Origin of the sequence: Roseobacter sp. HKCCD6576-2, from assembly GCF_013179285.1 — a bacterium.
Taxonomy (GTDB): Bacteria; Pseudomonadota; Alphaproteobacteria; order Rhodobacterales; family Rhodobacteraceae; genus Rhodophyticola; species Rhodophyticola oceani.
The window spans coordinates 1-14,665 of sequence record NZ_WVNW01000017.1 but is presented as its reverse complement, the minus strand read 5'-3'; the positions used below and the strand labels follow the sequence as shown (position 1 = coordinate 14,665).

13 protein-coding genes and 3 pseudogenes are annotated in these 14,665 nt (G+C 62.2%); 8 read left to right on the top strand and 8 right to left on the bottom strand.

Going from position 1 to position 14,665, the window contains the following annotated elements; genetic code table 11:
- The first annotated feature begins 25 nt into the window (after window positions 1–25).
- The 6 genes and pseudogenes from GTF44_RS20340 to GTF44_RS22250 form a co-directional block, all read left to right on the top strand.
- Complete coding sequence (locus GTF44_RS20340) at window positions 26–1,000, top strand: sialic acid TRAP transporter substrate-binding protein SiaP (protein WP_171562897.1); 975 nt, start codon at window positions 26–28, stop codon at window positions 998–1,000.
- A gap of 69 nt (window positions 1,001–1,069) precedes the next feature.
- On the top strand, window positions 1,070–1,552 hold the full coding sequence (locus tag GTF44_RS20335) for a TRAP transporter small permease (RefSeq protein WP_171562895.1): 483 nt from the start codon (window positions 1,070–1,072) through the stop codon (window positions 1,550–1,552).
- 12 nt (window positions 1,553–1,564) lie between these two features.
- Entirely contained in the window at window positions 1,565–2,851 is a 1,287-nt protein-coding gene (locus tag GTF44_RS20330) for a TRAP transporter large permease (RefSeq protein ID WP_171562893.1), read from the top strand.
- Window positions 2,852–2,872: 21 nt separating this feature from the next.
- The gene (locus GTF44_RS20325; protein ID WP_171562891.1) at window positions 2,873–3,601 is read left to right on the top strand and encodes an SDR family oxidoreductase; all 729 of its coding nucleotides are present in this window, start codon (window positions 2,873–2,875) and stop codon (window positions 3,599–3,601) included.
- An 11-nt stretch (window positions 3,602–3,612) separates the two neighbouring features.
- Window positions 3,613–4,452 (top strand): fumarylacetoacetate hydrolase family protein, encoded by an 840-nt coding sequence (locus GTF44_RS20320; RefSeq protein WP_171562888.1) that lies wholly within the window; start codon window positions 3,613–3,615, stop codon window positions 4,450–4,452.
- Between the two features lie 101 nt (window positions 4,453–4,553).
- Window positions 4,554–4,837, top strand: a pseudogene (locus GTF44_RS22250) (transposase); the annotation flags it as partial.
- Between the two features lie 78 nt (window positions 4,838–4,915).
- Here the strand turns inward: GTF44_RS22250 and GTF44_RS20310 are convergent.
- The 7 genes and pseudogenes from GTF44_RS20310 to GTF44_RS20280 form a co-directional block, all read right to left on the bottom strand.
- Window positions 4,916–5,371, bottom strand: a complete 456-nt coding sequence (locus tag GTF44_RS20310; RefSeq protein ID WP_171562886.1) for a hypothetical protein — start codon at window positions 5,369–5,371, stop codon at window positions 4,916–4,918.
- The gene (locus GTF44_RS20305; RefSeq protein ID WP_171562884.1) at window positions 5,368–6,525 is read right to left on the bottom strand and encodes an acyl-CoA dehydrogenase family protein; all 1,158 of its coding nucleotides are present in this window, start codon (window positions 6,523–6,525) and stop codon (window positions 5,368–5,370) included. Before GTF44_RS20305 ends, GTF44_RS20310 begins: the two co-directional genes overlap by 4 nt.
- A pseudogene (locus tag GTF44_RS20300) lies at window positions 6,522–7,076 on the bottom strand (NAD(P)H-dependent flavin oxidoreductase); the annotation flags it as partial. The gene GTF44_RS20305 and the pseudogene GTF44_RS20300, both read right to left, overlap by 4 nt.
- Window positions 7,077–7,155: 79 nt before the next feature.
- Window positions 7,156–7,863, bottom strand: coding sequence for an acyl-CoA dehydrogenase family protein (locus GTF44_RS20295; RefSeq protein ID WP_171562879.1), 708 nt, complete (start codon window positions 7,861–7,863; stop codon window positions 7,156–7,158).
- Window positions 7,864–7,922: 59 nt separating this feature from the next.
- Entirely contained in the window at window positions 7,923–8,966 is a 1,044-nt protein-coding gene (locus GTF44_RS20290) for a TAXI family TRAP transporter solute-binding subunit (protein WP_171562877.1), read from the bottom strand.
- 11 nt (window positions 8,967–8,977) lie between these two features.
- Window positions 8,978–10,915 (bottom strand): TRAP transporter fused permease subunit, encoded by a 1,938-nt coding sequence (locus GTF44_RS20285; protein ID WP_171562876.1) that lies wholly within the window; start codon window positions 10,913–10,915, stop codon window positions 8,978–8,980.
- Complete coding sequence (locus GTF44_RS20280; protein ID WP_171562874.1) at window positions 10,915–12,189, bottom strand: acyl-CoA dehydrogenase family protein; 1,275 nt, start codon at window positions 12,187–12,189, stop codon at window positions 10,915–10,917. The genes GTF44_RS20285 and GTF44_RS20280 overlap by 1 nt, the downstream gene beginning before the upstream one ends.
- A gap of 108 nt (window positions 12,190–12,297) precedes the next feature.
- Here GTF44_RS20280 and GTF44_RS20275 point away from each other — a divergent pair, with 108 nt between their 5' ends.
- Together GTF44_RS20275 and GTF44_RS20270 are read left to right on the top strand one after the other, a co-directional pair.
- Complete coding sequence (locus tag GTF44_RS20275; RefSeq protein WP_171563072.1) at window positions 12,298–13,527, top strand: CaiB/BaiF CoA-transferase family protein; 1,230 nt, start codon at window positions 12,298–12,300, stop codon at window positions 13,525–13,527.
- Window positions 13,524–14,396, top strand: a complete 873-nt coding sequence (locus GTF44_RS20270; protein ID WP_171562870.1) for a helix-turn-helix domain-containing protein — start codon at window positions 13,524–13,526, stop codon at window positions 14,394–14,396. Before GTF44_RS20275 ends, GTF44_RS20270 begins: the two co-directional genes overlap by 4 nt.
- Before the next feature lie 74 nt (window positions 14,397–14,470).
- Here GTF44_RS20270 and GTF44_RS20265 read toward each other — a convergent pair.
- Window positions 14,471–14,665 (bottom strand): annotated as a pseudogene (locus GTF44_RS20265) (transposase); the annotation flags it as partial.

Below are 14,665 nucleotides of genomic sequence, written 5' to 3'. Positions count from 1 at the left end.
AAATCTTAACTCAAGGGAGGAAACCATGAGATTTATGACCAAACTAGGAACAGTGGCTGCCGCCATCATGCTGGCCATGACGGCCCAAGTGTCTGCCGCCGAATGGCGGCTGGGGCACGTTCTGCCGCCATCCCACCCGGCGCATATCGCGCTTGAAAAGGCGGCGGCAGAAGTGCTCGCGAATACCGACGGTCGCGTGGACATCAAGGTTTTCCCGTCCGCCCAGATCGGGGGTGCCAAAGAGGTGCTCACGGGCCTGACCCTTGGCACGCACCAGATGGCCTTTGATGGCGCAGGCATTCTCAGCCAATGGACTCCAGCTATGGGTGTCTTTGAGGCCCCCTTCCTTGCCAAGGATTTCGCCCATGTCGAACGTATGGTTGACAGTGACAAAGGACAGGAGATTGTCGAATCCCTGCGCGCAGACCATGGCTACCGCATGCTCGACGTCTGGTACTATGGCACGCGGCACCTGACCAACAACCGCGGCCCAGTGAATTCCGTGCAAGATATGCAAGATATGAAGGTGCGTGTTCCGGAAGTGGCGCTGAGCCTTGCCTTCATGAAAGCACTTGGTGCAACGCCGACGCCGATGGCCTTTTCGGAACTCTATCTGGGTCTTCAAACCGGCGTTGTTGATGGGCAGGAAAACCCATTGCCAACCATCGACACGGCGAAGTTCTATGAAGTGCAGGATCACCTCGCTTTGACCGGGCACTTGGTACAGTTTGTGGCTCCCATCGTGTCCGAGCAGGCGTGGAACTCGCTGTCTGAGGCCGATCAGGCTGTACTGGTTGTGGCTTTCACAAGCGTGGGAGACGCCTACAACCAGAGCATCGTCGATGGCGAAGCCGCTCTCGTTAGCATGCTTAAAGAGAAGGGTATGAATGTGACCATGCCCGACCGTGCCGCCATGGCTGCCGCGATAGCTCCTGTTTATGCCGAGTTTGCCTCGGTCTGGGGCGAAGGCGTCTATGACGCGATGGTCGGCGTCGAGTAACACAAAGTGCAAACGTCCAGCGGGTCAGCCCGCCGGACAAATCTGTGTACGATGAGCAAAGGCAGCGCCATGAAAATCTTTGAACGTTTAGAAGAGGCGCTGTTGGTCGCGCTCTTTCTGGTGGCCTTTGTTGTGCTGATCGCCCAAATCCTCAGCCGCCACTTCTTTCCCTATCCCCTGGCTTGGTCCGAAGAAGCGGCGCGGTTCCTATTCCTTTGGATTGTGTTTCTGGGGGCGGCCTATCTGGTACGTCTCAACGGGCATATCGCGATCACGCTGCTGACTTCGCGGCTCCCGACGCCACTGCGCAATGTGACCTATCTGATGATGCAATCCATGGTCTTGGTCTTTGCCGCTGTTGTCTGTTGGTACGGCGTGGATGTCGCTTGGAAGGTACGCAAACTCCCGACAATTGCGATGGAGATCAGCTCCAGCTGGGAATACGCCGCGGTGCCCGTCTCCGCTGGGCTGATCACGCTCCGAACCGCCGCCAACATGTTACGCGCGTTGCGAGGCGGTGCCCCCCAAGACGCCGATGGCTCTCTGATCTAAAGGCCCTCAAACATGCTTCCAATGATATTCCTTTGGCTGGTCCTTTTGCTTTTGGGCATGAGCGTTGCTTTCACACTGGGCATTGCCGCAATGATCCAGCTTTGGTCAGACGGTACACCGCTGGCCGTCATGGCACAGCGGATGACCAAGTCGATCTCCGACAGCTTCCCGCTGCTCGCCGTGCCTTTCTTTATTTTCGCCGGAAACCTGATGAATGCTGGCGGCATCACCGGACGCGTCTTCAGCTTCGCACGTTCGCTGGTGGGGCATTTCCGTGGCGGCTTGGCTCATGTGAACGTCGTGGCCTCAATTATCTTCTCCGGTATGTCCGGTTCCGCGCTTGCCGACGCGGGCGGGCTTGGCAACATGGAAATCCGTGCCATGCGCAAGGCGGGCTATGAGGACGGTTTCGCGGGGGCAGTAACGGCGTCATCCTCCGTCATCGGGCCATTGATTCCGCCTTCGATCCCGATGGTGATCTACGGCGTGTTGGCGGATGCCTCCATTGGCCGGATGTTCTTAGGTGGCGTGGTTCCCGGTCTACTCACCGCAGGCGCGCTTATGGTCCTAATCGGCGTTGTTGCCAAACGTCGCGATTACCCGAGAGACGATGTGCCGACGCTGGCGTATGTCGGGCGCAGCTTCATCCGCGCGCTTTTACCACTTTTGACCCCGGCCATCATTATCGCTGGCATCGTGGGCGGACTTTTCTCACCGACCGAAGCCGCCGTCGGCGCGTCCGCCTATGCAATCCTTCTATCGATGGTCATCTATCGCGAGATTGGCCTGAAGGAGCTTTACGAAGTCATCCTCGACACGATCCGCACCACTACCATGGTGTGCTTTATCGTGGCGACGGCGTCCGTGTTCGCCTGGGTGCTGGCTGCGCATGAAGCGCCCAAGAACCTCTCGATTTGGCTCACCTCGCTCACCGAGAACCCGCTTTTGTTGCTTCTGATCATCAACCTCTGCTTGCTGATCGCGGGGTTTTTCGTGGAAGGCCTGGCCATCATGATCCTCGCGGTTCCAGCGCTCGCTCCGACGGTTGCAGCGGTTGGTATCGATCCCGTGCATTTCGGTGTCGTCTTCATCTTCAATCTGATGATCGGTTTGATGACGCCGCCGATAGGAATTGGGCTGTTCGTGATCTCTGGGGTTTCGGGCATCAAGCTTGGCGTGCTGACGCGCGCGATTGTGCCGTTCCTGTTGCCTCTGGTCATCGTGCTGCTGCTGCTCATCTTCTTCCCACCGCTTGTGACCTTCTTGCCCGATCTATTGTTGGGCAAGGCTGGTCCCTGACCAATACTATGGAGATCAGACATGACGTCACTCGCGGGTAAAACCTGCCTGATTACGGCTGCCGGGCAAGGCATTGGTTGGGCGGCATCTGAGGCCTTTGTTGCGGCGGGTGCGACGGTATGGGCCACAGACCTAAATGAAGATGCGGTGAACTCAATCGACGGTGCTGAAGGGCGCAGGCTTGATGTGACCGATCCTGCCGCCATTACGGCAATTGCCGAAGAGACGGGTCCGATTGATGTGTTGTTTAACTGCGCTGGTTTCGTCCACGCGGGCAATATTCTGGATTGCCCGGAAGAAGACTGGGATTTCGCCTTCGATTTAAATGCCAAGGCACAATACCGCCTGATCCAGACCAACCTGCCGGGCATGCTGGAAAAGGGTGGCGGCTCGATCATCAATATGTCCTCGGTCGCTTCCAGTGTGAAAGGTGTGCCGAACCGGCTCGCTTATAGCGCGTCCAAGGCGGCGGTGATTGGCCTGACCAAAGCCGTTGCCGCCGACTTCGTTACGCAAGGCATCCGCTGCAACGCCATTTGCCCGGGCACGGTCGAAAGCCCCTCGCTTCACGACAGGCTCCGTGCCACGGGCAACTACGAGAACGCTTTGACCGAGTTTATCGCCCGCCAACCGATGGGGCGGATCGGTAAGACAGAGGAAATTGCGTCGCTTGCTGTCTATCTCGCCAGCGATGCCAGCGCTTTCACAACCGGTCAATGCCACATCATTGACGGCGGATGGGCAATCTAAGGAGACATCACATGAAATTTGTACGATTTGGAGAGGCCGGTTCCGAGAAGCCCGGTGTCTTGGACTCCAATGGCGCGATCCGCGACATGTCGGGCCTGACCCCGGACCTGTCCGGCCCGGTTCTGGAGAACTTGGCCGCGCTTGCGGGTATGAATGTGAACACCTTGCCTCTTGTGGAAGGTGATCCAAGGTTGGGCGCGCCTGTAGCGCGCGCAGGCAAATTCATCTGCATTGGATTGAATTACGCCGACCACGCAGAGGAAAGCGGCATGCCCGTACCCCCCGAACCCGTTGTCTTTATGAAAGCCACCTCAGCCATCTGTGGGCCAAACGATCCTATCGTCATCCCGCGCGGCTCGGTCAAAACAGATTGGGAAGTGGAACTTGCCGTCATCATCGGGAAATCCGCAAAATACGTCTCCGAGGCCGGCGCGCTGGATCATGTCGCGGGCTATGCGGTGACCAATGATGTGTCCGAGCGCGACTTTCAGCTGGAACGTGCGGGCCAATGGACCAAAGGCAAATCCTGCGACAACTATGGCCCGATTGGCCCTTGGTTGGTGACATCGGATGAGGTGCCAGACCCCCAAAACCTCAAGATGTGGCTCACTGTGAATGGAGAGACAAAACAGTACGGCTCCACCAACACGATGGTCTACGGTGTCGCACACCTTGTTTCATACCTCAGCCAATTTATGACGCTGCATCCCGGTGATGTGATCTCGACCGGTACCCCGCCTGGCGTAGGCATGGGGCAGAAGCCACCTCGATATCTTGCCAAGGGCGACATCGTCGAACTAGGGATCGAGGGGCTGGGAGTGCAAAGGCAGACCGTCGACGCGGATATTTAGAATCTTAGGCATCCCTGACTTGCAAACCCGAGGGCAATGGTATGGACCACGCCGCCCTCTGGCGGCGTGTATGTTGCAAAGGTAAATAGGGGGTTCATGCCATGGAAATCAAAAGGATCGGTCTTGATCTGGCCAAATACGTGTTCGAGGTTCATGCCGTCGACAATGACGACCAAGTTGTGCTTCGAAAGACGCTAAGACGCGACGCTGTCACTCAATTCTTTGCCGCGCTGGAACCGTGAACTGTCGGTATGGAGGCTTGCTGCGGATCGCACTATTGGGCACGGGTTCTGACTGATCCTGGACACGAAGTCCGGCTGATCTCGCCGCAGTTCGTGAAGCCTACGTCAAGTCGAACAAGAATGATCGCAACGACGCTGAGGCAACCCTGGTGGCGCCAAGATCGCGTAAGTAGGGCGCGGCATCGCTATGGTATGGCTGCTGACGCCGCCTGTTGCGCCTGTCACGGCAATCGGCCTGGCCCCGGGCTGCACACCATGCTGTTCCAACCGGTCGACAGCCAGGGCGGCAGTGTAGCCCGCGACACCGAGCGCCGCTGCTTCGCGCGGGTTGAGGCTTTGCGACAACCGCACCAGCCACTCCGCATCGGCGCGGAGTGAGTCCGCCAGCCCCCATCCCGGTCGACGCCAAGACCCATGCCGTGGGCGATGACCATGGTGCCCGGGCCAAGCGCGGGATCGGCGCTTTCGACCACCTCGGCCACCGCCTCGATTCCGGCATTGAGCGGCAGCATCCGGGCGATGAGGGCCCTGCCGGTCCCCGCCAGCGCATCCTTGTAGTTGATCCCAGCATAATGCGTCCGCAACAGCGTATCGCCCTCGGTCAGCGCCGCCTGGTCGAGATCGACGAGCCGCCCCTGCGGCCCCTCTGTCGTTTCCTCCAGCCGAAACGCTCTCATGGCGCACGCCGCTTGCGCATCTGTTTGGCGATGTTGAGCTGGTGAATCTGGCTCGTCCCCTCGTAGAGACGGAAAAGGCGCACATCGCGATAGTAACGCTCGATCGGGGCGTGATCGGCGACATAGCCAGCGCCACCGAAAACCTGGACGCAGCGGTCCGCGACCCGGCCGCACATCTCCGAGGCAAAATACTTGCAGATCGAGGCTTCGAGCGAGATGTCGGCCCCTTCATCCCTGGCGCGCGCGGTCTGGAGAACGAGCGCCCGGGCAGCCTCGATCTCGGTGCGGCAGTCGGCAAGGAGCGCCGCGACGAGCTGTAAGTCGGCGACAGGTTTGCCGAACTGGATGCGCCCCTCGGCATGATCGGTCGCGAGGTCGAGCATGCGGATCGCCGGGCCAGTGCAAAGCGCGGCAAGGTGAATGCGCTGTTTGTTCAGGACCTTCATCGCGGTCTTGAAGCCCATACCCTCGATTCCGCCGATCACGTTCTCCGCCGGCACGCGGCAACCTGTGAACGTGATTTCGCCCACGGGCGATCCCGCCTGCCCCATCATCCGGTAGGGCGCGGAGGTCTCAAGCCCCGGCGTCCCGCGTTCGACGATGAAGGCGCTGATTCCCTCGGCGCCCCGGCTCTCGGGATCGGTCCGGGCGAAGACGGTGAAGATGTCGGCAATGGGCGCGTTGGTGATGTAGCGCTTGTGTCCATCCAGCACGTAGGCGTCGCCATCGCGCCGTGCCACGGTCTCGATATTGCTGGCCTCCGACCCTGCGTTGGGCTCTGTGAGCGCCAGGCAGGCCGTCGCGTCACCGCTGGCAAGGCGGGGGAGGAACGAGGCCTTCTGCGCCTCTGTCCCATCCGCAACCAGCGCCTCCGACCCGATCCCGGTATTCGTGCCGACCCGCGCACGATAGGCGACGGCGCATTGGGAGAGTTCCAGCGCGGCGCGCACCAGCTCTTCCGTGCTCAGGCCAAGCCCGCCATAGGCTTCGGGAATCGACCAGCCGAAGAAACCCCGCGCCGCCATTTCGGCCACGATCTCGTCCGGCACAGCATCATCTTGCGCCACGCGGTCCTCGTTGGGGTGCGCGACATCGCGAACCCAGGCACGGACCTCTGCCAAAAGCGCGTCGAGGCGGGCGGGATCGCGGATCACGCCGCGCTCTCCGCCGGGGCCGGCATTTCGGCCAGAAGGCCGGCGCGGGTTTCGTTGTATTCCCGCGCGATCCTGTCGACGAGCGTGGCCGCCGGCACCACCCCCCGAACCGCGCCGATCCCTTGTCCCGAGTTCCAGATGTCACACCAGGCCTTGGGCTTGGCGGAGGTTGCGCCGGCAAAGCTTATCGTCGCCGGATCCTCCGGCAGGTTGTCCGGATCGAGGCCAGCCCACCGGATAGAGGACGCGAGGTAGTTACCGGCGACGCCTGTGAATTGCGCCGACGTGACGATATCGTCCGCACCGCTTTCCACGATCATCTGCTTATAGAGCGGATCGGCGTTGGCCTCTTCGGTCGCAATGAAGGGGGAGCCAACGTAGCCCAAATCGGCCCCGAGCGCGCGCGCCGCCAAGAGCGCTTGCCCAGTCGCAATCGACCCCGAAAGAAGGAGCAGTCCGTCGAACCACTCGCGAATCTCACGGACAAGCGCGAAGGGCGAGATCGACCCGGCATGGCCGCCTGCCCCGGCCGCGATTGCGATCACCAGATCAGGCGTGGAGACAATAAATATCGGGGCGCCCACCATGGGGAGGCGCAGGTCCTTCAAAACAGGAGTGAGACGCCAGGGGTCAGTCATTGCGGGTGAAATCCGGTTTGCGTTTTTCGAGAAAGGCGGTCAGACCCTCGTGCGCCTCTGGCCCGAACCTGGCGCAGTTGATCCCCTGCGCCTCGAGCTCAAGCTGGGTGTCGAGGTCGTTCTTGGAAGCGGCAGCGATCTTGGCCTTGATAACGGCGATGGCCTGGGCGGGGCCGGTGCGCACCAGCGTAAACATCCAGTTCGCGTGCTGCGCCGTGGTGGTCCACATCTTCTGACCGTCAACGCGGTAGACGTCGCCCTCGCGCACCGCGCGGGTCCTCAGCGAGGCCAGATCGAACCCTGTGTCGGGCTCGGAAAAGCCCTGACACCAATAGTCTTCGCCCGAGAGTATCCGCGGCAGGAACCGGTCGCGCTGGGCGTCCGAACCATAGCGAATGAGCACCGGGCCGATCATCTTCAACGCAAAGGGTCGAAGCCGAGGCGCGCCCGCGAGCATCGCTTCGCTGTCGAAAACGTATTGCTGCATTGCCGACCAACCGGTTCCGCCATGCTCTACCGGCCAGTTTGCGGCGACCCATCCTTTCTCATACAGGATCCGGTGCCAGCGCATCATCTGCTCGAAGCTGTGCTGGCCGTAGCGCCGATGCGGTTCGATCATATCGGCCGGGAGTGCACGGCCGAGAAAGGCGCGAATCTCTGCGCGAAAGGCACGGTCGTCTTCGGTCAGGGCAAGGTCCATGGGGCTCCTGGCGCGCCAAATGGGGGCGGGCGGGGCACAGGTGTGCCCCGCCGCATGGATCACTGCACTTCGGGCGGGATGAGATCTTCGGAAATATCGAGTCCGATCTCGGTGTAGTAGCGGTAGGCCCCGATATGGAGAGGCGCGTTCATCTGGTTTAACGCCGTTTCCGGGGTGATCCCGCCCATCCAAGGTGCGGCTGCCGCGAGATCATCGTTGTTCTCGAAGATCGCCTTGGTGATGTTGTAAACTATCTCTTCGGACATCCACCTGTTGGTCGCGAGCCCCACCATCGACTCGACCATGCGCACCGGTGCGTCGTTCTGCAGGTTCGGATAGGTGCCGGGTTCCAGGAAAGCGAAGCCGCGACCGGGGATACCCGTGGCCGCCTGAATGCCGTCGGTTTCGAGCTTGTCATCGGGGATGCCGAGCGCACGGAACTCACCCAATGCCGAGATCTGCGCGAGTTCGGGGCTCGGGATCGGCGTCGGCACGAAATAGGCGTCGATCTGACGGTCCTGGAAGGCCTGTTCCGCGGAAGCCCAGTCCAGATTGACCGTCTCGTAGTCCTCGTCCGGTTCAAAGCCGGTCACGCCGCGGATCACCTGCTCGACCACCGTACGCCCGGCCGAGGCGGGCGGTCCGATAAAGACGCGCCTGCCGGCGAGATCCTCCATCGACGTGATCCCCGCATCCGCCCAAGTGAGCCCATGATAAGACCCCAAAGGGTAGTTCAGGATGCTCCGGAGGTTGGAGAAGAGTTCCGGCGCCTGTTCCATCTCTTCGAACATTCGAAGCTGGTTTTTCAGGTAGTGGTTGATCGAGACGGCCGAAACAAAAAGGTCGAGCTGCTGATTGGCCGCCTCGACCGCTTGGCGTGTGGCAGGCGAGCCGGTGGCGAGCTGGGTCCGCAGCCCGAGTTCGTCATCGAGGACTTGGCTGACGGCGATCGAGAAGACCGTGGTCGGTGAAGCTGGGCCGAGCGAAGCCATGCGCAGCGTGTCCTGGGCCTGGGCCGTAGCCGCTGCAAGCGACTGCGCTGTTGCGGCGGCGGCACCCCTGGCGAGCGCGCCAAGGTGTGTGTCGAAGAGCTTAGGTCTCATCTGGTTTCTCCCTAGTTGTGTGAGACGTCAGGACCGGTCTGGGTCGGGCATTCCGGTACCGGGTTCGCAGCTGCTCCGAGCGACCGCGCCGTCACCACGATCAGCGCAATAGCTAGGACGGCGGCGGGGTATTGGACGAGCGGATTGGGGATCAACAGGGCGGCGCCCAAACCGATCCGGAGCGCTCGCTGCGGCCAGAAAATGGCACGCCCGGCATAGCCGCTGAACCCGGTGTTGAGCATCCAGATCGCAAGCCCCAGACAGACTGCGACCCTAGCAAAGGCTTCGGGATCGAACGGCCCGATAAAAAGGAGCGTCGGCTCGTAGATAAAGATAAACGGGATCACGAACCCGACAAAAGCCAGCCGAACGGCAACAAACGCAGTGCGCATCGGGTTCGACTGGGCGATGGGCGCTGCGGCGAAGGCGCCGATGGCTACCGGCGGAGTGATCGCTGAGAGCACGCCGAAATAGAAGACGAACATGTGGGTGGCAAGCGGGTCGGCACCGAGCTTGGTGATGACCGGCCCGAGGACGAGGACGATGATGAGATAGGCCGGCAGTGTCGGCATCCCCATCCCCAAAACGAGGCAGGCGAAGGCCGTGACGACAAGCGCCCCGAAGAGCCAGGTCTCGGCGAAGTCCGAAATCGTGGCGGCAAAGGAGAGGCCGAGCCCGGTGAGGTTCAAAACACCGAGGATGATCCCGATGCAGCCGACCGCGACGACGATGGAGGCGCAAGCCCGCCCGGCCCGGACGGCGACATCCCAGAGAAGGCGGGGGTCGCTTCGCACCGATTTGCGGAAGAGGCCAAGACCCAAGGCTAAGAGTGTTGCGACGAGCCCGGCCATCACCGGCGATCGCCCCGCAACAAGGACGGCTACGATAGCGAGGATCGGCAGGACGAAATGGAGCGACGAGATGTAGTCGGCACGCGTGAGCGTCACACGTTCGGCCTCGGGCACGGGCCCGATCCCCGAAGCCGCCGCCTGGACCGAGATCGCCGCAAAGAGCGAACCATAGTAAAAGAGCGCGGGGACCAGGGCGGCAACGGCGATAGTGGTGTAGAATTCGCCCGTCAAATCGGCCATCAAAAAGGCTGCCGCGCCCATCACCGGTGGGACGATCTGGCCGCCGGTCGAGGCCGCGGCCTCAATACCGCCCGCTGTTGCGGGTGAGAAGCCGCGCTGCTTGATCATCGGGATCGTGAAAGAGCCCGAGCCGACAACGTTGGCCGTGACGCTGCCCGACATCGAGCCGAACATGGCACTGGCGACAACCGCCGAATGGGCCGGTCCGCCGCGCGTCCGGCCCGTCAATGCCACTGACGTGCGGATTAACGCATTGCTCGCCCCCGTCCCTTCGAGCACGATGCCGAAAACGACAAAGACGAGGACAACGCGGATCACCACGCCCATGGGCAAGCCGAACACACCCTGAAACCCGTACCAGACATTCTGCATCGTCCGGTTCAGATCCACGCCGGCATGACCGAGGAACCCCGGGAGACTGTCGCCATAGAGACAGTAGACCAGCATCCCCACCGCGATCACCACGATGGGAAGACCAAACAGCCGCCGTGTCGCCTCAAGCAGGACCAGCAGCGCGCCGACCGCAAGCCATGCATCGGTTTCGGTGTAGAGGTAGAGCGTCACCTGCGTCAGCTCTTGCACCTGCACGAAGCGTGCGCTTGCCGCGACGATCAGCGCGACCAGCGAGAGATCGATGGCGCGACCGGTCCATCGAAGCGCAGGGCCATGCGCGGCATCTTCGAAAAGCGGTGCTGCGATCAGGACGATGAGAATGGCGGCGCAGAGGATTGCGACCCGGCCATAGGTGATGTCCCACGGCCCGGCATAGGCGACGTAGACGGCCTGCAGCGCGAGCACGGCGCTGATGACCGCTCCCAGCCCGACAAAGAGCTTCCGATAGCCGAAGCCCTGCCGCATCAGGCGGTTTCCACTGCCTTCGGGCCCGGCGAACAGGGTGGCGCGGCGACATAGGGACTTTCAGCCAAGCGCCATGGCGGCTCCGGCTCGCTCCGGTAGATTTGCCGCAGATGCACCTCGTCGGGCCCGTCCCCGATCCGGAACCAGCGCGCATAGGCGAAGGCATGGTGGACTAGCATGTCCTCAAGCCCTCCCATCGCGCCACATATTTGCGCCGCCCGGTCGGTCACGGTTTGAAGCATATTCGGCACGGCGACCTTGCACAGCGAGACCTGCCGCCAGGTGTCACGCCCCTCACCCCGGTCGACCATCCAGGCCGCACGCTGCACCAGAAGCCGCGCTTGTTCGATGGCGACGCGCGCCTCGGCGATCCAACGCTGAACCGTGTCGTAGTCGATAACCGGCCGGCCGAATGCGCTGCGCTCACGCGCCCTAGCGCCCATCATCTGCACCAGCATTTCCGCCAGTCCGATGCAGCGCATGCAATGGTGGATCCGCGCAGGCGAGAGGCGGATCTGCGCGCCGGCGAACCCCGCACCCCGCGTCCCCAGAAGATGCGACGCAGGGACTTCGGCGCCCTCGAACACGATCTCACCGATCGGCGCCACATGATCGTGCCAGCCCATATAGGATTGCGTGCGAACGATCCGAACCCCCGGCGTGTCGGTGGGCACCAAGACCATGCTATGCTGCGCCGTGCGCCCGGCCCCAGGGTCACTTACCCCCATCACAATCAGAACACTGCACTCGGGATGGGCGGCGCCGGTTGAGAACCATTTGTGACCATCGATCCGGATGCGATCCCCCGCGAACGTCAAGCGGGTGGCGATGTTGGTGGCATCCGAGGACGCGACATGGGGTTCGGTCATGGCGAAGGCTGACCGTGTCTGAGCATTTAGAAGCGGACGCAGCCAGCGCGCCTTCTGCTCGGGCGTGGCGAGGGCCTGAAGCATGGCCATGTTTGGCACGTCCGGCGCCTGGCAGTTGAACACTTCCGAGCCCCAGGGAAGCCGCCCCATGATCTCGGCAAGCGGCGCAAATTCCAGGTTACTCAGCCGCGTCCCAGGCTCGTTTTCCTCAAGAAGCGGCAGCGCCAGGTTCCACAATCCCTCGGAACGGGCCGCGTCTTGAAGTTCGGATACAAACGGCGCCACACGCCCTTCGCGCATCACGCACTGCACCCAATCGCGGTGGCGCGGCAAAACGTGGGCCTCGAAGAATGCCGTCATCTGCTCACGGATCGCCTCGGCGCGCTGTGACGGTTGAAAGTCCATACTGCCCTTGCCCCCCTGCAATGTGCTTTCGCCCACTATTCAGCACTTGTGTCATATTTCGTTTCAAATATTTTAACATATGTTAACATTGTTCTAATTTGAGGCCTCATGACTGACGATCCCCGTCCCGACCGCCCCGCCGACGGAGGCCCCCTGACCGGGCTTCGCGTGCTCGACATCGCCACCATTATCGCCGGGCCTATGGCCGCGTCTTTGCTGGCCGATTTTGGCGCCGAGGTGATCAAGCTGGAGATCCCCGACACAGGCGATGGGTTGCGCAGCTTCCCGCCCTTCAAGGAGGGCAAATCTCTGTGGTGGAAGGTCACGAATCGCGGCAAGCAATTCGGCACGCTCGACCTGCGCACACCAGAGGGCGCCACGCTTTTTCTTGATCTTGTCGCCAAGGCGGATGTGGTTGTGGAGAATTTCCGGCCCGGCACGCTGGAGCGTTGGGGCCTTGGCGTCGACACGCTTTGGGCCCGCAATCCGCGTCTCGTGATCCTTCGGGTTAGCGGATTCGGTCAGGACGGGCCTTGTGCGACGCAGCCGGGTTTCGCACGAATCTTCGAGGCGATGGGGGGCCTCACCTACATCACCGGCGAGCCCGACGCGCCGCCGATGCACACCGGCTACCCTCTGGCTGACTCGATCGGGGGCGTGTTCGGCGCCTTTGCCGTGGCGGCGGCGCTTCTGGGACGCGATCGCAGCAGCACGGCGCGGGGCGAAGAGATCGACCTTTCGCTGACCGAAGCCATGCTGCGAACGCTCGAGTCGCTTGCGATCGAATACGATCAACTCGGCACCGTGCGCGAGCGAAGCGGCAACCGCAACACCTACTCGGCGCCCTCCGATGTCTACATGACTGCCGACAAGCGCTATGTGTCGCTGGCCGGCAGCACCAACCGGACCTTTGCCAACAACGCCCGCGCCATCGGCCAGCCTAATCTGATCGACGATCCACGCTTCGCCGACAACGCGGCGCGCGTCGCGCATACGACCGAGCTTGACCGGATCTTTGGCGCCTGGATCGCGGCGCATACGCTCGACGAGGTGCTGACCGCCTTCAGGACCGCGAACGGGACACTCGCGCCGATCTACGGGATGGATCAGGTGTTCGCCGATCCGCAAATGCAGGCACGCGAGGCCATCACGCCGGTCACTGATGACGATTTCGGCAGCGTCCGGATGCAAAATGTGGTGCCGAGGATGCGCAATGCGCCCGGCGCCATCCGCTGGGCCGCGAAGGCGTTAGGCGCGGACAACGCCTATGTGTATAAGACGCTCTTGAAGCTCGACGACGACGAGATCGAGCGTTTGCGCGAACGGGGTTGTGTGTGACGGACGCCGAAGACACAGCCGAGGCCTGGGCTGATCGCGGCCTCTACGTTCCCGACGAGGAGGGCATGGCCGATGGCGCCTTGTCGTCAACCTTGATGCGGGGGCTGGCGGTTCTTGGGTGTTTCACCGTTACGGATGGGAGCCTTTCCAATTCCGAGATCGCCCGACGGATCAACCTTGGCCGGCCCACCGTCTCGCGGCTCTGCAAGACCTTGGTGCATCTGGGCTATTTGCGGAAGGACGACCGCGGTGCCTTCCGCCTTGCCCCCGGCCTTCTGGCGCTGACCCATCCGGTCCTTGCGGCAACCCCGTGGCGTCATCGTGTGGCGGGGCCGATGCGCGAGATCGCGGACATGTATGACGGAAACGTCGCGCTGGCCGTGCTCTCGGAGGACCGCTTCGTCCACATCCAAACCGCGGGTGACCCACTCAACTTCCCCCATGTGCCCGAAATGGGAATAACAGGACCGCTTCACCGGTCGGCGGGCGGCCGAGCGCTCCTGTCGCTCCTGTCGAGCCAGGCACTCTACGACAAACTCGCCGAGCTGCGCGCCCGTCACCCCGAGGAATTCGCGCGGCACGCGGCCCATACGCGCGCCTCGATCGAACGCTGCTGGCGCGAAGGGTTTTGCGTGTCCTATGGCGAGTGGCATCACAACATCTTTGTGGCCAGCGCACCGCTCGGTCGTAGCGAAGACGGGCTCCTTGTCGCACTGACCTGCGCCCTGCCCCGCTACCGTACCCGCGCCGAGATGGTCGAAGCGGATCTCGGCCCCCGCCTGGCTGGCCTCGCCGACAGTCTACGCATGACCGGTCTGTTCCACGCCCCGGAAATCGGACGCCCACTCTCCTCCCAAACCGCCGAGTGAGCTTGGCGCCGAGTTCTCGCAGGGCGGCGTCATTGGACCCGCCCCTACTGGAAGCAAGTTCGGGTGCTGGCCGTGGAGTCTTCCGATAAGATCGGTCTGACGTTCGCATGACCATAGCGACTCATTTGCGCTTTGATCGTCGCTCGGAGGTTTTGAACCAGATGGAAACGATCTGCCACTTGTCTGGCCTGTGGTGCACCTTCTCGGGCAGCCTGGGCATAAAGGCCGCAGCGATCTCTGCTGACAACCTCGATCGTCGGGCGCTTTTG